This is a genomic window from Mesorhizobium delmotii (assembly GCF_900149755.1).
Lineage (GTDB): Bacteria > Pseudomonadota > Alphaproteobacteria > Rhizobiales > Rhizobiaceae > Mesorhizobium > Mesorhizobium delmotii.
On sequence record NZ_FUIG01000047.1, the window covers coordinates 1 to 23595 of the forward strand.

The 23595-nt window shown below is 61.9% G+C and carries 19 protein-coding genes and 1 tRNA gene; 18 read left to right on the forward strand and 2 right to left on the reverse strand.

What is annotated here, in order from left to right:
- From BQ8482_RS29260 to rpoC, 14 genes are all read left to right on the forward strand, one after another.
- Nucleotides 1–196: EF-Tu C-terminal domain-related protein (locus tag BQ8482_RS29260; protein ID WP_483237938.1), on the forward strand; the 196-nt coding region annotated here is incomplete at its 5' end.
- 344 nt (nucleotides 197–540) lie between these two features.
- Nucleotides 541–2217, forward strand: coding sequence for a COG3904 family protein (locus BQ8482_RS39650; protein WP_244603027.1), 1677 nt, complete (start codon nucleotides 541–543; stop codon nucleotides 2215–2217).
- A gap of 244 nt (nucleotides 2218–2461) precedes the next feature.
- A complete protein-coding gene (locus BQ8482_RS29270) occupies nucleotides 2462–4090 on the forward strand; it encodes a COG3904 family protein (protein ID WP_244603025.1) in 1629 nt (542 codons plus the stop codon).
- 100 nt (nucleotides 4091–4190) lie between these two features.
- Nucleotides 4191–4673, forward strand: coding sequence for a group II truncated hemoglobin (locus BQ8482_RS29275; RefSeq protein ID WP_123150791.1), 483 nt, complete (start codon nucleotides 4191–4193; stop codon nucleotides 4671–4673).
- Nucleotides 4674–4775: 102 nt separating this feature from the next.
- The gene (locus BQ8482_RS29280; RefSeq protein WP_123150795.1) at nucleotides 4776–5285 is read left to right on the forward strand and encodes a metal-dependent hydrolase; all 510 of its coding nucleotides are present in this window, start codon (nucleotides 4776–4778) and stop codon (nucleotides 5283–5285) included.
- A 35-nt stretch (nucleotides 5286–5320) separates the two neighbouring features.
- Nucleotides 5321–5396, forward strand: a tRNA-Trp gene (locus BQ8482_RS29285).
- A gap of 370 nt (nucleotides 5397–5766) precedes the next feature.
- Nucleotides 5767–5970, forward strand: coding sequence for a preprotein translocase subunit SecE (gene secE, locus BQ8482_RS29290; RefSeq protein ID WP_013531408.1), 204 nt, complete (start codon nucleotides 5767–5769; stop codon nucleotides 5968–5970).
- Nucleotides 5971–5997: 27 nt separating this feature from the next.
- Complete coding sequence (nusG, locus tag BQ8482_RS29295; protein ID WP_006333333.1) at nucleotides 5998–6525, forward strand: transcription termination/antitermination protein NusG; 528 nt, start codon at nucleotides 5998–6000, stop codon at nucleotides 6523–6525.
- Nucleotides 6526–6697: 172 nt separating this feature from the next.
- Entirely contained in the window at nucleotides 6698–7126 is a 429-nt protein-coding gene (gene rplK / locus BQ8482_RS29300) for a 50S ribosomal protein L11 (RefSeq protein ID WP_029352163.1), read from the forward strand.
- A gap of 4 nt (nucleotides 7127–7130) precedes the next feature.
- Entirely contained in the window at nucleotides 7131–7829 is a 699-nt protein-coding gene (rplA, locus tag BQ8482_RS29305; protein ID WP_095494992.1) for a 50S ribosomal protein L1, read from the forward strand.
- Nucleotides 7830–8243: 414 nt separating this feature from the next.
- Nucleotides 8244–8762 (forward strand): 50S ribosomal protein L10, encoded by a 519-nt coding sequence (rplJ, locus tag BQ8482_RS29310; RefSeq protein WP_065011395.1) that lies wholly within the window; start codon nucleotides 8244–8246, stop codon nucleotides 8760–8762.
- Nucleotides 8763–8816: 54 nt separating this feature from the next.
- A complete protein-coding gene (rplL, locus tag BQ8482_RS29315; RefSeq protein ID WP_123150792.1) occupies nucleotides 8817–9194 on the forward strand; it encodes a 50S ribosomal protein L7/L12 in 378 nt (125 codons plus the stop codon).
- Between the two features lie 252 nt (nucleotides 9195–9446).
- A complete protein-coding gene (gene rpoB / locus BQ8482_RS29320; RefSeq protein WP_123150793.1) occupies nucleotides 9447–13583 on the forward strand; it encodes a DNA-directed RNA polymerase subunit beta in 4137 nt (1378 codons plus the stop codon).
- A 130-nt stretch (nucleotides 13584–13713) separates the two neighbouring features.
- The gene (gene rpoC / locus BQ8482_RS29325) at nucleotides 13714–17910 is read left to right on the forward strand and encodes a DNA-directed RNA polymerase subunit beta' (protein ID WP_123150796.1); all 4197 of its coding nucleotides are present in this window, start codon (nucleotides 13714–13716) and stop codon (nucleotides 17908–17910) included.
- A gap of 371 nt (nucleotides 17911–18281) precedes the next feature.
- On the opposite strand, the gene BQ8482_RS29330 is transcribed toward rpoC, so the two are convergent.
- Together BQ8482_RS29330 and BQ8482_RS29335 are read right to left on the reverse strand one after the other, a co-directional pair.
- A complete protein-coding gene (locus tag BQ8482_RS29330; RefSeq protein WP_123150794.1) occupies nucleotides 18282–19217 on the reverse strand; it encodes a Gfo/Idh/MocA family protein in 936 nt (311 codons plus the stop codon).
- Nucleotides 19218–19382: 165 nt separating this feature from the next.
- Nucleotides 19383–19664, reverse strand: coding sequence for a transcriptional regulator (locus tag BQ8482_RS29335; RefSeq protein ID WP_123150797.1), 282 nt, complete (start codon nucleotides 19662–19664; stop codon nucleotides 19383–19385).
- A 462-nt stretch (nucleotides 19665–20126) separates the two neighbouring features.
- Between BQ8482_RS29335 and rpsL the strand changes: the two genes are divergently transcribed.
- From rpsL to BQ8482_RS39655, 4 genes are all read left to right on the forward strand, one after another.
- A complete protein-coding gene (gene rpsL, locus BQ8482_RS29340; protein ID WP_006333356.1) occupies nucleotides 20127–20498 on the forward strand; it encodes a 30S ribosomal protein S12 in 372 nt (123 codons plus the stop codon).
- 85 nt (nucleotides 20499–20583) lie between these two features.
- Nucleotides 20584–21054 carry a 30S ribosomal protein S7 gene (gene rpsG / locus BQ8482_RS29345; RefSeq protein WP_008875664.1) on the forward strand — a complete coding sequence of 157 codons (471 nt, stop codon included), beginning with the start codon at nucleotides 20584–20586 and terminating at the stop codon, nucleotides 21052–21054.
- Between the two features lie 30 nt (nucleotides 21055–21084).
- The gene (gene fusA / locus BQ8482_RS29350; RefSeq protein ID WP_029352192.1) at nucleotides 21085–23175 is read left to right on the forward strand and encodes an elongation factor G; all 2091 of its coding nucleotides are present in this window, start codon (nucleotides 21085–21087) and stop codon (nucleotides 23173–23175) included.
- 66 nt (nucleotides 23176–23241) lie between these two features.
- The coding region (locus BQ8482_RS39655; protein WP_244603026.1) for a GTP-binding protein at nucleotides 23242–23595 on the forward strand (354 nt) is incomplete at its 3' end.

The following is a 23595-nucleotide window of genomic DNA, read 5'->3' on the forward strand; positions in this document are numbered from 1 at the left end:
GTTCTATTTCCGCACGACCGATGTGACCGGCATCGTGTCGCTGCCGGAAGGCACCGAGATGGTGATGCCGGGCGACAACATCACCGTCGATGTCGAGCTGATCGTGCCGATCGCCATGGAAGAGAAGCTGCGCTTCGCCATCCGTGAAGGCGGCCGCACCGTCGGTGCCGGCATCGTCGTCACCATCAAAGAGTAATCGACGCCGGCATTTGTCGGATCGACAGGGAAGGGCGGTCTTCGGGCCGCCCTTTCTACGTTTACTGGCTCCACGCAGAACAATCTTGCGCGGTCGTTTCAAAGCTATTGCAAGCACCACCGCCGCAACTATTATAGGTTGCATCGAGGGGGCTTTTGCCAAGCGTGGTTGGACGCCGTTTAAGCAGTATGGCCGGGTGGTGGCGCGGGCTGGTTCGCCTGGTGCCCGTGGTCGCAATGGCGATGGCTGCCTTTGCGGCGAAGGCCGAGGATGTGTCCGATCCTAGGACATGGGATCCGAAGTCATGGTACCTTCCGGGCAGTTCGTCCGATGGTTTTTCGGAGATGCGGTTCATCATTGCCCGCAGCAGTGCAGTCGGCTGTAAGCCCAACTGTCCGGAATGGATTTCGGCAGAAGGCGCCATCGCAGCCGGCACGCCGGCTCTACTAAAGCGGGTACTGAAAAAGCTCGGCACTCGCAAACTGCCAATTATCGTCAATTCCCCTGGCGGTGATGTCGACGCTGCGCTCCAGCTCGGTCGCATAATACGCAAGAACAGGCTCGACATCGCCATCGGTAAGACCGAGTTTTCCGATTGTTGGCCGGGGATGGAGGGTTGCGGGGCCAGCTACGGCAAAGGCGTAGCCTATTTCGGCGTCGCGTCCGACGGTGGCGCAATGTGCAATTCCGCCTGTCCGCTGATGTTTGCCGGAGGCGTCCGCCGCGTGGCGGGCAGCTGGGCCTATCTGGGTGTTCATCAGATCACCACCACTTATTTCCCCTCAACACGGCATTTTCGAACCACCTATCAAACCATCCGTGGCAAAAGATATCGGGTCACCACGGAGACCGTCACTCAAGGCGAGAGCTACAAGACCTATAAAATGAGCAAGGCGTTTTCGAGAAAGATCTCGGCCTACCTCAGGGAGATGGGCGTCGGGCGGGGCGTTCTTGACGTAATGAAGGCCACGCCCGCCAGTGATATCCGGCACATCGCCCTCGACGACATGCTGACGATGAAGCTGGTCACCAGCAGGGACACGCTCGACATACTTACGCAAGCGGGCATATGCCGGCGGAGTCCGGCGCCGGCGAACTGCAGAGAGATCCCTGCGAATGCCAAGCCGGCCGAGGTGGCAGCGATCAAGCCGAAGGCCGGACGTTCTCAACCGGCTCAAGTGCCACTTTCTCAGCCGGCCAAGGCGGCTCCTCAGCCGGTCGAGGCAGCGCCGGGGAACGGGGCGCCGGATAAGGGCTTCATACTCGTTCGCGGCAGCGATCCGATGTGCGAGCCCCACTGCCCGGAATGGATGTGGGTTCTGCCGCTCGGGGCAGTGCCTGGGAACGAGGCACCCGAGATGAGCTTCGTCGTGGTTCGGGGCAGCAATTCGTCCTGCAATCCCGACTGCCCGGAATGGATATCGGCCCAAGGCGTAATCACGAGCCAGACCCCACAGAAGCTGCGCCAGTTCCTCGCTACGCTTGGCAGCCGGCGGCTGCCTATAGTGGTTAGCTCGCGAGGTGGCGACTTGTTTGGCGCTTTGGCGGCGGGAAGGATTATCCACGAGAGGAAGCTCGACGTCGCCGTTGCTCGCACCGATTTCGTTGGATGCGACCCGGGAGAGTGGAGTTGCCTGGCCAAAGACGGTGCATATGCCGGGGTGACCAGGGACGCGAAAGGCGACTGCGATTCCGCCTGCGCGTTGATGCTGGCAGGCGGCGTCAGGCGGCTTGTCGGTTCATGGGCGTGGCTCAGCCTGGGCCCGATGGGGCAAAACCAGATGATCAAGGCTTACCTTGACGAGATGGCAATCAACCCTGATCTGTTCATGGCGCTTCAGCGCATTCCGGTCGAGCACCAACTCGAACCTGACATGATGCTGAAGCTTGGGCTGACGACGGGCCCTCAATCGGTGGACGAACTGACCGGCGCCACCATCTGCAAGTCGCTGCCGAAGCCCGACAATTGCAGGGTCACGCCGTCAGCCAACGCCGAGGCCGCGGCGCCCCCGAGGCTGTAGCTTCGCGCCGGCCAATAATCGGCGCCGGCGTTGCCGGCCGATATCCGATGCAAAAGGGCGGTCCTCGGGCTGCCCTTTTTGCTTATTTGCGTACACCCGGCTTGCCTTTTTAGGTATAGCCGGCGCCTGCGGCGTCGTCGCAAAACGCTGTTGCAAGCCTTCAAAGCTGAACTAGTATAGATCGCATTGCGGGGGGCTTGCCCGAATGGTTTTATGGCACCGTCTGAATCGCCAGGCATGGTGGATGCTTGGGCTGATCTGCCTGGCGTCGTTCCTGGTCATTGAACACGCTGCCTTCGCGGCGAACACCAAAAAATCCGCCCCGGATCTTGGTCCGACGATGCGGTTTGTCGTCGTCCGCAGCAGCGCGCCTGGTTGCGAACCGACCTGCCCGGAATGGATATCGGCTGAAGGCTCGATAGAAGCCGGCACGCCGGCCCTGTTCAAACGCACACTCAAGGGGCTTGGTGGCCGAAAACTGCCCGTTGTCGTGGATTCTCCCGGCGGCAACGTCGAAGCGGCGCTGGCGCTTGGCCGGCTGCTCCGCAAGAACAAGCTCGATATCGCGGTCGGCAAAACCCAGTTCACCGGTTGCCAGCCCGATGCCAAGGACTGCAAGGAAAAGGACGGCAAGGGCGCTCGCTATTTCGGCAATGCCTATGCCGACGGCGCCATCTGCAATTCCGCTTGTCCGCTGATGTTTGCCGGCGGCATCAGGCGCGTGGTCGGGCAATGGGCCCATCTCGGCGTCCATCAGATCACCACGACCTACATCCGCACGAAATTGCAGTACCGGACCACCTATCGCGTGGTGAGAGGCAAGAAGAAAATCCTCAGCAAGAAGATCGTCGGCCGCAAGAACGCCGGCAGCTACAAGACCTACGAGATGAGCAAGTCGGTGGAGAAAAGACTGGCGGCCTATCTGAACGAAATGGGCGTCGGCCAGGCCGTGCTCGAGACGATGAAGAACACGCCGGCCAGCACCATTCAGCAACTGACCCCCTACGACATGCTGCAGACGAAGCTGGTTACCAGCCTGGATGCCGTCGACCTGCTGACCGCCGCAACCCTGTGCAACACCGATCCGGTGGCCGCGAACTGTAGAGAAATACCGGCGCCGGCCGGCGACGTGGTGGCGTACGCCAAGCCCGCTCCCGCCGCGCCGGCCGAACCCGAAACCGTGCACCGGGCCGATATTGGCGATATGCGCTTCGCTCTGGTTCGAGGCAGAAGTTTTCTCTGCGATCCCAACTGTCCCGAATGGATCTCCGCCGAAGGCATGATTAGCGCTCAAACGCCGGAACGGTTGCGCCAACTGCTGGACACTATCGGTGATCGGCGACTGCCCGTGGTGATCAACTCGCCGGGAGGTGACGTGCTTGGCGCTCTGGCCGCCGGAAAGCTGATCCGAGAACGCAAGCTCGACGTGGCGGTTGCACGGACGGACTTCATCGGATGCGAACCGGACAAGGCGGATTGCACCGCCGAGGATGGCGTCTATGTCGGGCTCACGATCGATGCGAGCGGCGAATGTGGCGCGGCCTGTCCGATCATGCTTGCCGGCGGTGTCAGACGCCTTGTCGGTCCGCGCGCGCAGTTGACTGTGCATTCGATGGGGTTGGAGCAGCGGGTCAAAACCTATCTCAAAGACATGGCAGTCGGACCCGGCCTGCTGGTGGCGATGCGGTCGGTGCCGGCCTCGCGCCATCGGCAGCTCGAACCCGAGATGATGCTGAAAGTCGGGCTGACGACCGGGCTTGAATCGGCAGATGAGTTTACCGGTCCGACCATCTGCAAATCGGAGCCAATGCCGGAGAATTGCCGCGTGGTGTCGACGTCCGAGGTTCAGGCCGACGCGCCGGTCAAGTTGTAAGGTGCAGACACCGCAGCCGGCCAGACTGGCCATCGAGGCAGGTTGAGCTCCGCACGATCGTTCCGCTATCGTCGCTGTCAGCTGCAATCGAGGATCGCTGATGAACGAGGACGTCCCGACATTGTTCGAATGGGCCGGCGGCACCGAAGCGCTGAACCGCCTGACCCAAACCTTCTACGGCAAGGTGTTTCAGGATCCGATCGTCGGCCCGGTGTTCAAAAACATGTCGCCGGACCATCCTGCCCATGTCGCGGCCTTCATCGGCGAGGTCTTTGGCGGACCGAAGACCTACAGCGAAGAGCATGGCGGCCACCGCGAGATGGTGATGCACCATCTCGGCAAGCATTTGAGCGAGGAACAGCGCCGCCGCTGGATCAATCTGCTCGCTGACGCCGCCGATGAAGTCGGGCTGCCGGACGATCCGGAGTTCCGCTCGGCTTTCACTGCCTATGTCGAATGGGGATCGCGGCTGGCGAAGATGAACTCCAACCTTGGCGAGACCTGCGACCCGGAGACGGAACCGATGCCGGCCTGGGGCTGGGGCGTGCCCGGCGGCCCGTACAAGCCGCCGAGCGAGAAATAGCCCTCTCCCTAGCCCGCTTGGGGCGAAGCGGGGTAATCCTTCCTGAATGCGCCACAATATGCCGCGATGTTCGACCGATTCGGCAATGAACAAGGTTTGGCGATGCTGATCGCTCATCTTCCGGCTGGCTACATACTCGGTACTTTCGCGCGAAACCGTTGGCCCGGCAGATCGGGGATCATGGCGGCGGCTATGCTCGGCAGCGTCTTCCCGGATATCGACATGCTCTACTTCCATTTTGTCGATGGCCGCCAGACCCATCACCACGCCTACATCACGCATTGGCCGCTCTTCTGGGCAGCGGCCGGCCTTGTGGCATTGTCGGCCGCGAAATGGCGTGATCAGCGATATCTGGCCCTAGTCGGCGCCTTCTTTGCCGCCGCAATGATGCATATGATCGTGGACAGCGTGGCCTCGCCTATAATGTGGCTAATGCCGTTCGACCGGCATGCGCTCGAACTCGTCACGGTTCCGGCCATGTATCGCAATTGGGTCATGAGCTTCATGCTGCATTGGACTTTTGCTCTCGAACTTCTCATATGCGCCTGGGCGCTGGCCCTCGGATTTCGACGATCGCAGCTCGTCGCGGCCACGCCTAAAAACTCGACTTGAGTTCTTGTCCGCTTTATGAAATAGCAGCGCGCGATACGGGCATAGCTCAGTTGGTAGAGCGGCGGTCTCCAAAACCGCAGGTCGTAGGTTCGAGCCCTGCTGCCCGTGCCATTTTTCGAAATGGCCAATTCATGAAAATGTCTGATCTTCCACGCATCGGCCTTTTGAAAATCGCGCGGTGGCTTGCCATATAGGCTGTTTTGAGGCATAAGAGCGCCATAGCCGGGACGGGACGACTGGATGGTTCCGATGCGGCGTTTGTCATAAAGCGGACACTTGCCACTTGCGTGGATCAAGAATCGGTTTTATGTAGACGAAACAGACACGCGACGCGTGGAGCTGGGAATCCGGCTTTACGCGTCCGATTTGCATGGGCGAAATGATTGCGCTGATTCGGCGCGAACACAGGCTCAGGCGGCACATCCCGGCCAGCGGGATCATCCAGGAGATCCGGTCAACGGGTCTCGCAGACAGGCGGCACATGGCTTCGAAAACCACAAATCCTTTCGTCTTTCTCCAGCAGGTTCGCGCGGAGACCGCCAAGGTGACTTGGCCGTCGCGTCGCGAAACGATGATCTCGACGGTGATGGTTCTGGCGTTCGCTGTGATCGCGATGATCTTTTTCTTTACTGCCGATCAGCTCATGGGCCTCGCGGTCGAGCAGATTCTGGGCATTGGACGCTAAGTCCGGCGATTACGGAGAAGTCTTGAGATGACTGCGCGGTGGTACATCGTCCACGCCTATTCGAACTTTGAAAAAAAGGTCGCTGAGGACATCGAGAACAAGGCCAAGCAGAAGGGCCTGTCCGCTGACATCGAGCAGATCGTGGTGCCGACCGAGAAGGTCGTCGAGATACGCCGCGGCCGCAAGGTCGATGCCGAGCGCAAATTCTTCCCGGGCTACGTGCTCCTGAAGGCCAACCTGACCGACGCGGTGTTTTCGCTGGTGAAGAACACGCCGAAGGTCACCGGCTTTCTGGGCGACTCGAAGCCGGTGCCGATCACCGAGGCCGAGGCGCAGCGCATCCTGAACCAGGTGCAGGAAGGCGTCGAGCGGCCGAAGCCATCGGTCACTTTCGAGATCGGCGAGGCGATCCGCGTCTCGGACGGTCCGTTCGCGTCGTTCAACGGTTTCGTCCAGGAAGTGGACGAGGAGCGGGCGCGGCTCAAGGTGGAAGTTTCGATCTTCGGGCGCGCCGTGCCGGTCGATCTCGAATTCGGACAGGTCGAAAAAGGCTGATCCGAAATCCTTGTCGCCCATGCGGCGGTGAGGGGAGGCGGCGTGGAAATCGCGGCCAAAACGGGTGGGAGGCGAATGCGGCTTTAGCCGGCCGCAGGAACCGCACCACCAGACTGCAACCGCCGGTGTTGCCCAGATAGTGGGGCCGGCATGAGATGAAGGCAGGAAAGAGATGGCTAAGAAAATTGCAGGCCAGCTCAAGCTCCAGGTTTCCGCGGGCTCGGCGACGCCGTCGCCCCCGATCGGACCGGCGCTTGGTCAGCGCGGCATCAACATCATGGAGTTCTGCAAGGCGTTCAACGCGCAGACCCAGGAAATGGAAAAGGGATCGCCGATTCCGGTCGTCATCACCTACTACCAGGACAAGTCGTTCACCTTCGTCATGAAGACGCCACCGGTGAGCTACTTCCTGAAGAAGGCCGCGAACCTGAAGTCGGGCTCGAAGGAGCCGGGCAAGGTCAAGGCCGGCACGATTGGCCGCGACAAGGTGCGCGCCATCGCCGAGCAGAAGATGAAGGATCTGAACGCAACCGATATCGAGGGGGCCATGCGCATGGTCGAGGGCTCCGCCCGCTCGATGGGTCTGGAAGTGGTGGGCTGAGATCATGGCAAAGATTGCAAAGCGTGTATCGAAGACCCGCGAAGGCATCGATCCCAACAAGGCCTATGCCTTGGGTGATGCGCTGAAGCTGCTCAAGGACCGGTCCTCGGTGAAGTTCGACGAGACCGTTGAAATCGCGATGAACCTGGGTGTCGACCCGCGCCATGCGGACCAGATGGTCCGTGGCGTGGTCAATCTGCCGAACGGCACCGGCCGTACCGTTCGCGTCGCCGTTTTCGCGCGTGGCGACAAGGCCGAGGAAGCCAAGGCGGCCGGCGCCGATATCGTTGGCGCTGAGGATCTGGTCGACATCGTCCAGAAGGGCACGATCGACTTCGATCGCTGCATCGCCACGCCGGATATGATGCCGCTGGTCGGCCGTCTGGGTAAGGTGCTCGGCCCGCGCGGCATGATGCCGAACCCGAAGGTCGGCACTGTCACCACCGACGTTACCGCCGCCGTCAAGGCATCGAAGGGCGGCGCGGTCGAGTTCCGCGTCGAGAAGGCAGGCATCGTTCATGGCGGCGTCGGCAAGATCTCGTTCGACGTCAAGGCGCTGGAAGAAAACGTCCGCGCCTTCGCCGACGCGGTGAACAGGGCCAAGCCGGCTGGTGCCAAGGGCAACTACGTCAAGAAGGTGTCGGTCACCTCGACGATGGGCCCGGGCCTCAAGCTCGACGTATCGACGCTGGCGGCGTCCTAATGCGAACTATTTGGATCGGCCGCTAAAGGGCTGATCCGCAAACAGAATTCCGGGCCTCCGACTTATCTTGGCGGCCCGGTACCGGAAGTCGGAAGGCTTCCGGACATCCTGTCCGAGATTGCGGGCGGCCCCAAGCCTTAGTTCAAGGGGGGCCTTAATTCATGTGGGCCTGCATGAGACGGGTGAAGACCGGACAACGGAGCGACTGCTCCAATGAAAGGTTCGAACCGTGTTTGCCTTTTGTCTGCGCACCATTCGGCTTGCCGGCTGGTGTGGCGAAAGGGGGCAGGATCCTCGAGCGTCGTTCGGGAGATCCGTTACTGGATGGCCCGACCGGCAAAAAGGCAACCCGACGCCTGTCCTCGTAATGGGAATGTTCCCGTTAACAGGATTGGGGTCAACTGGAGATAGGCAGTGGACAGAGCGGAAAAACGCGAACTCGTCACGGGCCTGAATGAAGCGTTTTCGGGCGCTGGTTCAGTCGTCGTGGCCCACTACGCCGGTATCACCGTCGCGCAAATGAACGACCTTCGGTCGAAAATGCGTGTCGCCGGTGGCACCGTCAAAGTCGCGAAGAACCGTCTCGCCAAAATCGCTCTTCAGGGCACGGACTCCGCATCGATCATCGACCTGTTCAAGGGACAGACGCTGATCGCCTATTCGGAGGATCCGATTGCGGCGCCGAAGGTCGCGTCCGATTTCGCCAAGGGAAATGACAAGCTCGTCATTCTCGGCGGCGCAATGGGCACCACCTCGCTCAACGCCGACGGTGTGAAGGCACTCGCCACACTTCCGTCGCTCGATGAGCTGCGCGGCAGGCTGGTTGGCATGATCGCCACGCCGGCAACCCGGATCGCCCAGATCGTCAATGCGCCTGCGGCTTCGGTCGCGCGTGTCATCGGCGCTTACGCCCGGAAGGACGAGGCGGCATGAGGCTGTTCCTCGCTATCACAAACACACGTTCGAACCCTATGAAGGAATATTGCAATGGCTGATCTGGCAAAGATCGTAGACGACCTTTCGAAGCTGACCGTCCTCGAGGCGGCCGAGCTGTCGAAGCTTCTGGAAGAAAAGTGGGGCGTTTCCGCTGCTGCTCCGGTGGCGGTTGCCGCCGCTGGCGGTGCCGCGGCTGCTGCTGCTCCGGTCGAGGAAAAGACGGAATTCGACGTCGTCCTCACCGAGGCGGGCGCTCAGAAGATCAACGTCATCAAGGAAGTTCGCGCCATCACCGGTCTTGGCCTCAAGGAAGCCAAGGACCTGGTCGAGGCGGCTCCGAAGCCGGTCAAGGAAGCTGTTTCCAAGGCCGACGCGGAAAAGTTCAAGGCCCAGCTGGAAGCAGCCGGCGCCAAGGTCGAACTGAAGTAAGCGTTTGATATCGGCGGGCGGCTTCGCGCCGTCCGCCACTCCCTTGGCGCGAAGGGAGGCTGCGTAACGCGAAGAGTACGAAAACCTCTTTCCTGAGGGCCGTGAACCGGCCTTCAGGAAACGGGTTTTCTCCCGTTTTGGCCGGCCACCGACAGGTGGCGGGTGAACAAATAAAGGCCGCCGGCGAGGTGGCCGAGAATGCAAGGCGAGCCGCGGCGAGGCTCGCCCCGAGAATCGAGCTAAGGAGCGACGATGGCCCAGACACAAACTTTCAATGGCCGCAGACGCGTACGCAAATTCTTCGGAAAGATTCCGGAAGTTGCGGAGATGCCGAACCTGATCGAGGTTCAGAAGGCATCCTATGACCAGTTCCTGATGGTCGAGGAGCCCAAGGGCGGGCGTCCTGACGAGGGACTGCAGGCGGTTTTCAAATCGGTGTTCCCGATTTCCGACTTTTCCGGCTCCTCGATGCTGGAATTCGTGAAGTACGAGTTCGAAGCACCGAAATTCGATGTTGACGAATGCCGTCAGCGCGACCTGACCTATGCCGCGCCACTCAAGGTGACGCTGCGCCTCATCGTGTTCGATATCGACGAGGATACCGGCGCCAAGTCGATCAAGGACATCAAGGAGCAGGACGTCTACATGGGCGACATGCCGCTCATGACCTTGAACGGCACTTTCATCGTCAACGGCACCGAGCGTGTCATCGTCTCGCAGATGCACCGTTCGCCGGGCGTCTTCTTCGACCATGACAAGGGCAAGTCGCATTCGTCCGGCAAGCTGCTGTTTGCCGCGCGGGTCATCCCCTATCGCGGCTCGTGGCTCGACATCGAGTTCGACTCGAAGGACGTCGTGCACGCCCGCATCGACCGCCGCCGCAAGATTCCGGTGTCGTCGCTGTTGATGGCGCTCGGCATGGACGGCGAGGAGATCCTGTCGACCTTCTACAACAAGATCACCTACAAGCGCGCTGGCGACCATTGGCGCATCCCGTTCAACGTCGAGCGTTTCCGCGGCCTCAAGGCGGTTGGCGACCTGGTCGATGCAGACACCAATGAGGTCGTCGTCGAAGCCGGCAAGAAGATCACTGCCCGCCAGGCCCGTCAGCTCGGCGAAAAGGGTCTCAAGGCGATCAAGGCGACCGACGAGGATCTGCTTGGCAACTACCTTGCCGAGGACATTGTCAACTACGCGACCGGCGAGATTTTCCTCGAAGCCGGCGACGAGATCGACGAAAAGACGCTGAAGGTGCTTCTCAGCGCCGGCGATGACGAGATCAAGGTTCTCGACATCGACCATGTCAATGTCGGCGCCTATATCCGCAACACGCTCAACGTCGACAAGAACGAGAGCCGCCAGGACGCGCTGTTCGACATCTACCGCGTCATGCGCCCCGGCGAGCCGCCGACGCTCGAAACCGCCGAAGCCATGTTCAACTCGCTGTTCTTCGACAGCGAGCGCTATGATCTGTCGGCCGTCGGCCGCGTCAAGATGAACATGCGCCTCGAGCTCAAGGCCGAGGATACCGTGCGCGTGTTGCGCAAGGATGACATCCTGGCCGTGGTCAAGACGCTGGTCGAACTGCGCGACGGCAAGGGCGAGATCGATGACATCGACAATCTCGGCAATCGCCGCGTGCGGTCGGTCGGCGAGCTGATGGAAAACCAGTACCGCGTCGGCCTGCTGCGCATGGAGCGCGCGATCAAGGAGCGCATGTCCTCGATCGAGATCGACACGGTGATGCCGCAGGACCTGATCAACGCCAAGCCGGCGGCTGCCGCCGTGCGCGAATTCTTCGGTTCCTCGCAGCTGTCGCAGTTCATGGACCAGACCAACCCGCTGTCGGAGATCACCCACAAGCGCCGTCTCTCGGCGCTTGGACCCGGTGGTCTGACCCGCGAGCGCGCCGGCTTTGAGGTGCGCGACGTGCACCCGACGCATTACGGCCGCATCTGCCCGATCGAGACGCCGGAAGGCCCGAATATCGGTCTGATCAACTCGCTGGCCACCTTCGCGCGCGTCAACAAGTACGGCTTCATCGAAAGCCCGTACCGCAAGATCGTCAATGGCAAGCTGACCAATGAGGTCGTCTATCTGTCGGCGATGGAAGAGGCCAAGCACCACGTCGCGCAGGCCAATGCCGAGCTCGACAAGAATGGTGGTTTCGTCGACGAATTCGTCATTTGCCGCAATGCCGGCGAAGTGATGATGGCGCCGCGCGAAAACGTCGATCTGATGGACGTGTCGCCGAAGCAGATGGTGTCGGTGGCCGCGGCCCTGATCCCGTTCCTCGAGAACGACGACGCCAACCGCGCGCTGATGGGCTCGAACATGCAGCGTCAGGCCGTGCCGCTGGTGCGCGCCGAAGCGCCGTTCGTCGGCACCGGCATGGAGCCGATCGTCGCCCGTGACTCGGGCGCCGCCATCGGCGCCCGCCGCGGCGGCATCGTCGACCAGGTGGACGCGACGCGTATCGTCATCCGCGCTACGGAAGATCTCGATCCCGGCAAGTCGGGCGTCGACATCTACCGCCTGATGAAATTCCAGCGTTCGAACCAGAACACCTGCATCAACCAGCGTCCGCTGGTGCGTATGGGTGACCGGGTCAACAAGGGCGACATCATCGCCGACGGTCCATCGACCGAACTCGGCGATCTGGCGCTCGGCCGCAACGTGCTGGTCGCGTTCATGCCGTGGAACGGCTACAACTACGAGGACTCGATCCTCTTGTCCGAGCGCATCGTCGCCGACGACGTCTTCACCTCGATCCACATCGAGGAGTTCGAGGTCATGGCGCGCGACACCAAGCTCGGGCCGGAGGAGATCACGCGCGACATTCCCAACGTCTCGGAAGAAGCGCTGAAGAACCTCGACGAGGCCGGCATCGTCTATATCGGTGCGGAAGTGCAGCCGGGCGACATCCTGGTCGGCAAGATCACGCCGAAGGGAGAAAGCCCGATGACGCCGGAAGAAAAGCTTCTGCGCGCCATCTTCGGCGAAAAGGCATCGGACGTGCGTGACACCTCCATGCGCATGCCGCCCGGAACCTTCGGCACCGTCGTCGAAGTGCGCGTCTTCAATCGCCACGGTGTGGAGAAGGACGAGCGCGCCATGGCGATCGAGCGCGAGGAGATCGAACGCCTCGCCAAGGACCGCGACGACGAGCAGGCGATCCTCGACCGCAACGTCTATTCGCGCCTGTCCGACGTACTCGTCGGCAAGGACGCGATTGCCGGGCCGAAGGGCTTCAAGAAAGGCTCGAAGCTGTCGAAGGACACGCTCGACGAGTATCCGCGTTCGCAGTGGTGGCAGTTTGCTGTGGAGAACGAAAAGCTCCAGAGCGAACTGGAAGCCTTGCGTGGCCAGTACGACGATTCCAAGAAGGCGCTCGAACAGCGCTTCATGGACAAGGTCGAGAAGGTGCAGCGCGGCGACGAGATGCCTCCCGGCGTCATGAAGATGGTCAAGGTCTTCGTAGCCGTGAAGCGCAAGATGCAGCCTGGCGACAAGATGGCCGGCCGGCACGGCAACAAGGGTGTCGTGTCGCGGATCGTTCCGGTCGAGGACATGCCGTTCCTCGAGGACGGCACGCATGCCGACATCGTGCTCAACCCGTTGGGTGTGCCGAGCCGCATGAATGTCGGCCAGATCCTGGAGACGCATCTGGGCTGGGCTTGCGCCGGCATGGGCAGGAAGATCGGCGAGCTGATCGACGCGTACAAGACAGGCGGCGACATCAAGCCGCTGCGCAAGACGCTCGAGAGCTTCATGCCGGCCAACGACCGCAACGAGCCGATCCGCGACTATGACGACGAGAGCGTCGTTCGCCTCAGTGAGCAGATGCGCCGCGGCGTCTCCATCGCGACACCGGTGTTCGACGGCGCGCACGAGGCCGACATCAACATCATGCTGGAGCAGGCGGGCCTGCACACCAGCGGCCAGTCGCAGCTCTATGACGGACGCACCGGCGAACCGTTCGATCGCAAAGTGACAATGGGCTACATATATATGCTCAAGCTTCACCACCTTGTGGACGACAAGATCCACGCGCGTTCGATCGGGCCGTACTCGCTCGTTACCCAGCAGCCGCTGGGCGGCAAGGCGCAGTTCGGTGGCCAGCGCTTCGGCGAGATGGAGGTCTGGGCGCTCGAAGCGTACGGCGCCGCCTACACGCTGCAGGAGATGCTGACGGTGAAGTCGGACGATGTCGCCGGCCGCACCAAGGTCTACGAGGCGATCGTCAGAGGCGACGACACGTTCGAGGCCGGCATTCCCGAGAGCTTCAACGTTCTCGTCAAGGAAATGCGGTCTCTGGGCCTCAATGTCGAGCTGGAGAACACCAAGCTGGACGACAATCCGGTTCGGCTGCCCGACGCGGCCGAGTGAGCAAGACGTCCGGTCGCGGCTTCCGCGACCGGACGTACCTAATTCTTCGGCCGATGGCCGATCAAGTCGGCGGGCGTTTGGCCCGCGCTAGATGCAAGGGGTTTTCGAGGACCCCGAAAAGGAGAACGGCATGAACCAAGAGGTCATGAATCTCTTCAATCCCCAGGCGCCTGCGCAGGTGTTCGATTCCATCCGGATCTCGCTCGCCAGCCCTGAGAAGATTCTGTCCTGGTCGTTCGGCGAGATCAAGAAGCCGGAGACCATCAACTACCGCACCTTCAAGCCGGAGCGTGACGGCCTGTTCTGCGCGCGCATTTTCGGTCCGATCAAGGACTACGAGTGCCTGTGCGGCAAGTACAAGCGCATGAAGTACAAGGGCGTCATCTGCGAAAAGTGCGGCGTCGAAGTCACGCTGTCGCGCGTCCGTCGCGAGCGCATGGGCCATATCGAGCTGGCCGCGCCCGTCGCCCATATCTGGTTCCTGAAGTCGCTGCCGTCGCGTATCGGCACGCTGCTCGACATGACGCTGAAGGACATCGAGCGCGTTCTCTACTTCGAGAACTACATCGTCACCGAGCCTGGCCTCACCGCGCTGAAGGAGCACCAGCTCCTCAGCGAGGAAGAGTACATGATGGCTGTCGACGAATATGGCGAAGATAGCTTCACCGCCATGATCGGCGCCGAGGCCATCCACGATCTTCTGGCCGGCATGGACCTGGAGAAGATCGCCGGCGATCTGCGTTCGGAGCTGGCTTCGACCACGTCCGAGCTGAAGCAGAAGAAGTATCTGAAGCGGCTTAAGGTCGTCGAGAACTTCATGGAGTCCGGCAACCGTCCGGAATGGATGATCATGAAGGTGGTTCCGGTGATCCCGCCGGACCTGCGCCCGCTCGTCCCGCTGGACGGCGGCCGCTTCGCGACATCGGATCTCAACGATCTCTATCGCCGCGTCATCAACCGCAACAACCGCCTGAAGCGGCTGATCGAGCTGCGTGCGCCCGGCATCATCGTGCGCAATGAAAAGCGCATGCTGCAGGAAGCCGTCGACGCGCTGTTCGACAACGGCCGTCGCGGCCGCGTCATCACCGGCGCCAACAAGCGTCCGCTGAAGTCGCTGTCCGACATGCTCAAGGGCAAGCAGGGCCGGTTCCGCCAGAACCTGCTCGGCAAGCGCGTCGATTATTCCGGCCGCTCGGTCATCGTCACCGGTCCGGAGCTCAAGCTGCACCAGTGCGGCCTGCCGAAGAAGATGGCGCTCGAACTGTTCAAGCCCTTCATTTATGCCCGTCTCGACGCCAAGGGTTATTCCTCGACCGTCAAACAGGCGAAGAAGCTGGTCGAGAAGGAGCGTCCGGAGGTCTGGGATATTCTCGACGAGGTCATCCGCGAGCATCCGGTGCTTCTGAACCGTGCGCCGACGCTGCACCGCCTCGGCATCCAGGCGTTCGAGCCGATCCTGATCGAAGGCAAGGCTATCCAGCTTCACCCGCTGGTCTGCACGGCCTTCAACGCCGACTTCGACGGCGACCAGATGGCGGTTCACGTACCGCTGTCGCTGGAAGCACAGCTTGAAGCCCGCGTGCTGATGATGTCGACCAACAACATCCTGCACCCGGCTTCCGGCGCGCCGATCATCGTGCCGTCGCAGGATATGGTTCTGGGTCTCTACTATCTCTCGATCGTCAACCAGAACGAGCCGGGCGAGGGCATGGTGTTTGCCGACATGGGCGAACTCCAGCACGCACTCGAGACCAAGGCGGTGACGCTGCACTCCAAGATCAAGGGCCGCTTCCGCACGGTCGATGCGGATGGCAAGGTCGTGTCGAAGATCTACGACACCACGCCCGGCCGGATGATCATCGGCGAGCTTCTGCCTAAGAACGTCAACGTGCCTTATGAGACCGCCAACCAGGAGATGACCAAGAAGAACATCTCCAAGATGATCGACACCGTCTATCGCCATTGCGGTCAGAAGGAGACGGTCATTTTCTGCGATCGCATCATGGCCCTCGGCTTCAGCCACGCCTGCCGCGCCGGCATTTCGTTCGGCAAGGACGACATGCTGATCCCGGATGCCAAGATCAAGCTGGTTTCCGACACCGAGGCTTTGGCCAAGGAATACGAGCAGCAGTACAATGACGGCCTGATCACGCAGGGCGAGAAGTACAACAAGGTCGTCGACGCCTGGGCCAAGTGCTCGGAAAAGGTCGCCGACGAGATGATGGCCCGCATCAAGGCGGTCGAGTTCGAGGACAATGGCCGTCAAAAGCCGATGAACTCGATCTACATGATGTCGCACTCCGGTGCGCGCGGCTCGCCCACCCAGATGCGCCAGCTTGCCGGTATGCGCGGCCTGATGGCCAAGCCTAGCGGTGAAATCATCGAGACGCCGATCATCTCGAACTTCAAGGAAGGCCTGACCGTGCTCGAGTACTTCAACTCGACCCACGGCGCCCGCAAGGGCCTGGCCGACACCGCCTTGAAGACGGCGAACTCGGGTTACCTCACCCGTCGTCTGGTCGACGTGGCGCAGGACTGCATCGTCAACTCCGTCGACTGCGGCACCGACAAGGGCCTCACCATGCAGCCGATCGTCGATGCCGGCCAGGTCGTCGCTTCCGTCGGCCAGCGCGTTCTCGGCCGCACGGCGCTCGACGACATCACGCATCCGGTCACCGGTGACGTTCTGGTCAAGGCCGGAACGCTGATGGACGAACGCGACGTCGAGCAGATCGAACTGGCCGGCGTCCAGTCGGTCCGCATCCGCTCGGCGCTGACCTGCGACGTCAGGGTCGGTGTCTGCGCGGTCTGCTACGGACGCGATCTGGCCCGCGGCACCCCGGTCAACCAGGGCGAGGCTGTCGGTGTCATCGCGGCGCAGTCGATCGGCGAGCCGGGCACCCAGCTCACCATGCGTACCTTCCACATGGGCGGTACGGCGCAGGTGGTGGACTCGTCGTTCCTTGAAGCCTCGTATGAGGGCAAGGTCGAGATCCGCAACCGCAACGTGGTGCGCAACTCCGACGGCCAGCAGATGGTCATGGGCCGCAACATGGCGGTGCTGATCCTCGACGAAGCCGGCAAGGAGCGGGCCACGCACCGTGTTACTTATGGTTCGCGAATCTTCGTGGACGATGGCGACAAGGTGAAGCGCGGCCAGCGCATCGCCGAGTGGGATCCCTATACCCGCCCGGTCCTCACCGAAATCGAGGGCAAGGTGGCGTTCGAGGATCTGGTCGACGGCATTTCCGTCCAGGAAACGGCCGACGAGTCGACCGGCATCACCAAGCGCGAGGTCATCGACTGGCGTTCGACGCCACGTGGCAACGACCTCAAGCCGGCGATCGTCGTCCAGGACGCCAAGGGCAAGGTCGGCAAACTGTCGAAGGGCGGCGACGCCCGCTTCCTGCTCTCGGTCGAGGCCATTCTTTCGGTCGAGCCGGGTGCACAGGTTCGCCCCGGCGACGTGCTGGCGCGTATCCCGATGGAAAGCGCCAAGACCAAGGACATCACCGGCGGTCTGCCGCGTGTTGCCGAACTGTTCGAGGCACGCCGCCCGAAGGATCACGCCATCATCGCCGAGATCGACGGCACGATCCGCTTCGGCCGCGACTACAAGAACAAGCGCCGCATCATCATCGAACCGCATGACTCGACGCTTGAGCCGGTCGAATACCTGATCCCGAAGGGCAAGCCGTTCCATCTCCAGGACGGCGACGTCATCGAGAAGGGCGACTACATCCTCGACGGCAATCCGGCGCCGCACGACATCCTGGCGATCAAGGGCGTGGAGGCGCTTGCGTCCTACCTCGTCAACGAGATCCAGGAGGTCTACCGCCTGCAGGGCGTGTCGATCAACGACAAGCACATCGAGGTGATCGTTCGCCAGATGCTGCAGAAGGTCGAGATCACTGCGCAGGGCGACTCGACCTACATTCCGGGCGACCACGTCGACGTGATCGAGCTGGAAGAGGTCAACGAGCGCCTGGTCGAGGACGGCAAGAAGCCGGCCGAAGGCCAGCCGGTGCTTCTGGGCATCACCAAGGCCTCGCTGCAGACGCCGTCCTTCATCTCGGCCGCCTCCTTCCAGGAGACGACCAGGGTGCTGACCGAAGCGGCGGTTGCCGGCAAGACCGACATGCTGCAGGGGCTGAAGGAAAACGTCATCGTCGGCCGTCTGATCCCGGCCGGCACCGGCGGCACGATGAGCCAGATCCGGCGCATCGCCACCTCGCGCGACGAGTTGATCATCGACGAGCGCCGCAAGGCGTCGGGCGTCGAGGTCGCCGATCAGATGCTGACCGACATGGCTTCCGCCGCGCAGTAAGCGCGGCGGTACAGATCTCAGGCAACAAAGCCGTCGGGGCAACCCGGCGGCTTTTTTGTGTGTTGAAGTTGGAAAACTTATGCCGCTGGCGACGGAGTGGGAGGAGGCGTCGTCGAGTGTTCGCGACTTATTTCGATCGTCCGGCGCCGCCCCTCATTGCCCTGCCGGGCATTTCTCCCCGTAAACGGGGAGAAAGAAGCTGGCCGCAGCCTTGGCGCTCTTCTGCGACGCTGGAGATTGGCGAAATCTTTGATGACGGCGTCCTTCTCCCTGTTCACGGGGAGAAGATGGCGGCAGCCAGATGAGGGGCGGCGCGACGCTTGCAAGATGGTCAGGACCGGAGCGAAGGCCACTCCTTACAGCTCCGCGGCTTAATCGAAAAACGCTTCCACCATATTGCGCCTACCCAGCATGAAGGCGTCGGCGACATGTTGGAGGGGAGCGAGATCGACATCGGAAACGCCGGCGCGCACGATCTCGGCGAAGCGCCTGTAGAGCATCGGATATTCGGCTTCCGGCTCGTCGTGAACGACGCGGCCGTCGACCGCGAGTTTTGAGCCGCCGCCCGAAAGCACCATCGCGCCATTGTCCGTCTCGGCCAGGATGTCCCAGCTTTGCGGGCCGGTCTGGCGCCAGTCGAGTTCCATCGCCACCGGCAAGCCGTTCGAGGTGCGAAAGGCGATATGGGCGGCGATCGGTGCGGCGCGGTTTTCGGGAAAATCGAGAACTGCCGAGGTGATGAACATCGCCGGCAATATATGGGTCGCGATCGACAGCGCGTTGATGCCGGGATCGAAGACGCCGAAGCCGCCTGGGGCCCAGATCCAGTCCTGGTTGGGGTGCCAGCGGCGCACGTCTTCCTTCCAGTTGATGGCTGCCGATCTTATCGTGGTCGAGCCGAGAAAATCGCGCGCGGCCTCGACTGCCGGGGCATAGCGCGAATGCCAGCTCGCGAACAGCGAGACGCCGTTTGCCGCGGCCAGCGCTTTCAGGTCCTCGACTTCGCTGACCGTGGCGCCGGGGGGCTTTTCCAGGAAGACATGCTTTTTCGCTTCGAGTGCTGTCCGCGCGGCGTCGTAGCGGAACTGCGGCGGCATGCAGAGCGATACGGCCTCAAGCTCCGGCACCGCGTCGAGCATCGCCTCGATATCAGGAAAATTTGCGATGCCGTCCACCTTGCCGTGCCGGCTGGCGGCGGCGACGAGGCGGTAGTCCCGGTCCTTCGCCAGGGCTGGCAGGTGCTGGTCGCGGACGATCTTTCCCACCCCGACGATGCCGAGCTTGATAGGGTTGCTGTTCGAGGACATGGGAGACTCCACGGATTGGAAAATGCACTGCTCCTGGCAGCGACTGGTTCTCTTAGCAGAGAACCGATGCCGGGCAAGTCGCGGGAGGCTCGCCCGGCGGGCCGAGATAGAGCCCGCTTCAGACTGGCCTTGCTTCAGACTGGCCCTGCTTAGACTGGCCCTGCCTCAGACTGGCACGTCGAAGGTGACGATCGACACTTCGCCTTCGAGCGCGCCTTGATAGGCCGACAGGTGCGGCTCGTCGTCGGGCACGCCGTCCAGGTCGCCGATCTGATCGAGCTCCGCCTCGGCGTAACCTTCGGCCGAGAGCGATTCGAGCGCCCGGCGCACCGCCGAATCGTCGTCGGGAGCGACCAGCATGACGTGGACGCCTTCCGGCTTGCCGTCTTTCCTCTTCCACGCCCGGCCGGTGATGATGGTGACCGGGCGCTCGTCATTGTCGTTCACGGGCTGATTCCTCCGGGCGAGGGGATTTGTGCTGTTCATGCCTCTTTTTCGCATGAAGCATGGCCGCGCAACAGCCGAAAGCCGGTCACTTTCTTCCCTCCTCTTGCAAAATGGCGAAAGAAAATTACATGCGCCTTTCGCATGGCTGCCAAGCCTCGGTTTCAGCGTAATATTTGGCGCTCCGGGGTTGACGGGCAACAGGCTTGCGAGTAGAAGCCGCCCAGTCAGAACCGATGTGAGGCTCTCCCTTCCGAAGCGACACGCTTTGGAGTTTGCCTCAAACAGGGTTCGTTTTACGAGCGAAAAGACATTTCCGGCGTGCATGAAGCGGTTTCCGCTTCCTCTGCCATTTGTTCGGGCAAGACCGCGAGGCGCGGTTTGTGGCCCGAATTTGCGTATGGAAATGACGCTTTGAGCGGCCCTGACCGGGCCAGACACGGAATTGAGAGACAAGAGGGTTTAATGCCTACCGTCAACCAGCTGATCCGCAAGCCGCGCATTGCGCCGGTGAAGCGCAACAAGGTCCCGGCCATGCAGCAGAACCCGCAGAAGCGGGGCGTCTGCACGCGCGTCTACACAACGACGCCGAAGAAGCCGAACTCGGCGCTGCGCAAGGTGGCCAAGATCCGTCTGACCAATGGTTTTGAAGTGATCGGCTACATCCCCGGCGAAGGCCACAACCTTCAGGAGCACTCGGTGGTGATGATCCGCGGCGGCCGCGTCAAGGATCTTCCGGGCGTCCGCTACCATATCATCCGCGGCGTGCTCGACACGCAGGGTGTGAAGAACCGCAAGCAGCGCCGTTCGAAATACGGCGCCAAGCGTCCGAAGTGACCGAAGCGTAGCCAAGGTCATCCCGGACGGCGCCAGGCGACGATCCGGGATCCAGGCCACCACGCAGAATTGAGGCAGAGAAAAAATGTCCCGTCGTCACAGTGCAGAGAAGCGTGAGATCAACCCGGACCCGAAGTTCGGCGATCTGATCGTCACCAAGTTCATGAACGCCGTCATGTATGACGGCAAGAAGTCGGTTGCCGAGACCATCGTCTATGGCGCGCTAGACCAGGTCCAGTCCAAGACCAAGCAGGAGCCGGTCACCGTCTTCCATCAGGCGCTCGACAATGTCGCGCCGCATGTGGAAGTGCGTTCGCGTCGCGTCGGTGGCGCCACCTACCAGGTTCCGGTCGACGTGCGGCCTGAGCGCCGTCAGGCACTGGCCATCCGTTGGCTGATTGCCGCCGCCCGCAACCGCAACGAGACCACGATGGTCGACCGCCTCTCCGGCGAACTGATGGACGCGGCCAACAACCGCGGCACCGCCGTCAAGAAGCGTGAAGACACCCACAAGATGGCAGAAGCCAACCGCGCCTTCGCGCACTACCGCTGGTAGAGCGCGAACGAGACTGAAGAGGCACCTCCCATGGCCCGCGAATATAAAATCGAAGACTACCGCAATTTCGGTATCATGGCGCATATCGACGCCGGCAAGACGACGACCACCGAGCGCGTCCTCTACTACACGGGCAAGTCGCACAAAATCGGCGAAGTCCATGACGGCGCTGCCACCATGGATTGGATGGAGCAGGAGCAGGAACGCGGCATCACCATCACGTCCGCCGCGACCACGACCTTCTGGAAGGGTCGTGACGGCAAGATGCACCGCTTCAACATCATCGACACCCCCGGCCACGTCGACTTCACCATCGAGGTCGAGCGTTCGCTGCGCGTGCTCGACGGCGCCATTGCGCTGCTCGACGCGAACGCCGGTGTCGAGCCTCAGACGGAAACCGTCTGGCGCCAGGCCGACAAGTATCGCGTGCCGCGCATGATCTTCTGCAACAAGATGGACAAGATCGGCGCCGATTTTTACCGCTCGGTCGAGATGATCGGCTCGCGCCTCGGCGCGCATGCCGTCGTCATGCAACTGCCGATCGGTGCTGAGACCGAGTTCAAGGGCATCGTTGACCTCGTCGAGATGAACGCGCTGGTCTGGCGCGACGAAACGCTGGGCGCTGCCTGGGACGTCGTCGAGATCCCGGACGATCTTAAGGCTCGTGCGGAAGAATACCGCGAGAAGATGATCGAGGCCGCCGTCGAAATGGACGAGACGGCGCTTGAGAATTACCTCGAAGGCAAGATGCCCGACAATGACGAGATCCGTGCGCTGATCCGCAAGGGCACCATTGCGGTGAAATTCTACCCGATGTTCTGTGGCTCGGCCTTCAAGAACAAGGGCGTGCAGCCGCTGCTCGACGCCGTTGTCGAATACCTGCCGTCGCCGGCCGACGTTCCGGCCATCAAGGGCGTCGACGCCAAGACCGACGCCGAGATCGAGCGTCATGCCGACGACAACGAACCGCTGTCGATGCTTGCCTTCAAGATCATGAACGACCCGTTCGTCGGCTCGCTCACCTTCGCCCGCATCTATTCGGGCAAGCTCACCAAGGGCATCTCGGTCGACAACACGGTCAAGGGCAAGAAGGAGCGCATCGGCCGCATGCTGCAGATGCATGCGAACTCGCGCGCCGACGTCGAAGAGGCTTTCGCCGGCGACATCGTCGCCTTGGCCGGCCTCAAGGACACGACCACGGGCGACACGCTTTGCGATCCGCTGCATCCGGTTATCCTCGAGCGTATGGAATTCCCCGATCCGGTCATCCAGATCGCGATTGAGCCGAAGACCAAGAACGACCAGGAAAAGATGGGCCTTGCGCTGCATCGCCTGGCCGCCGAGGACCCGTCCTTCCGCGTCAAGACCGACGAGGAATCAGGCCAGACGATCATTTCCGGCATGGGCGAGCTCCACCTCGACATCATCGTCGACCGCATGCGCCGCGAGTTCAAGGTCGAGGCCAATGTCGGCGCGCCGCAGGTGGCCTATCGCGAGACGATCACCCGCAGCCAAGAGCAGGACTACACCCATAAGAAGCAGACCGGCGGCACGGGTCAGTTCGCCCGCGTCAAGATCCTGTTCGAGCCAAATCCGGAAAGCAGCGAATTCCTGTTCGAATCCAAGATTGTCGGCGGCGCTGTGCCGAAGGAATACATCCCCGGTGTCGAAAAGGGCATCAACAGCGTCATGACGTCGGGTCCGTTCGCCGGCTTCCCGATGATCGGCGTCAAGGCGACGCTGATCGATGGTGCCTACCACGACGTGGATTCCAGCGTTCTGGCCTTCGAAATCGCTGGCCGTGCCTGCTTCCGTGAAGCGGCGCCCAGGCTTGGCGTGCAGTTGCTCGAGCCGATCATGAAGGTCGAAGTGGTGACGCCGGAAGATTATGTCGGCAGCGTCATCGGCGATCTGAACGGCCGTCGCGGCCAGATCCAGGGCCAGGAAGCCCGTGGCGTGGCGGTGGTTATCAACGCGATGGTGCCGCTCGCCAACATGTTCAAATACGTCGACAACCTGCGCTCGATGAGCCAGGGCCGCGCGGCCTACACGATGCAGTTCGATCACTACGAGCCGGTGCCGACCGCGGTCGCTCAGGAAGTCCAGAAGAAATACGCGTAACCAGAACGGGTTGCAGCGCTAACTTAATTCAAAGCCCGCACGGGCGAGCAGGAATGGAGACATCACATGGCAAAAGGTAAATTCGAGCGTACAAAGCCTCATGTGAACATCGGCACGATTGGCCACGTCGATCATGGCAAGACGTCGCTGACGGCGGCGATCACCAAGTATTTTGGCGAATACAAGCGCTACGACCAGATCGATGCGGCGCCCGAAGAGAAGGCGCGCGGCATCACCATCTCGACGGCGCATGTCGAATACGAGACGGCCGCCCGCCACTACGCCCATGTCGACTGCCCCGGCCACGCCGACTATGTGAAGAACATGATCACCGGTGCCGCGCAGATGGACGGCGCGATCCTGGTTGTGTCGGCCGCCGATGGCCCGATGCCGCAGACCCGCGAGCACATCCTGCTGGCC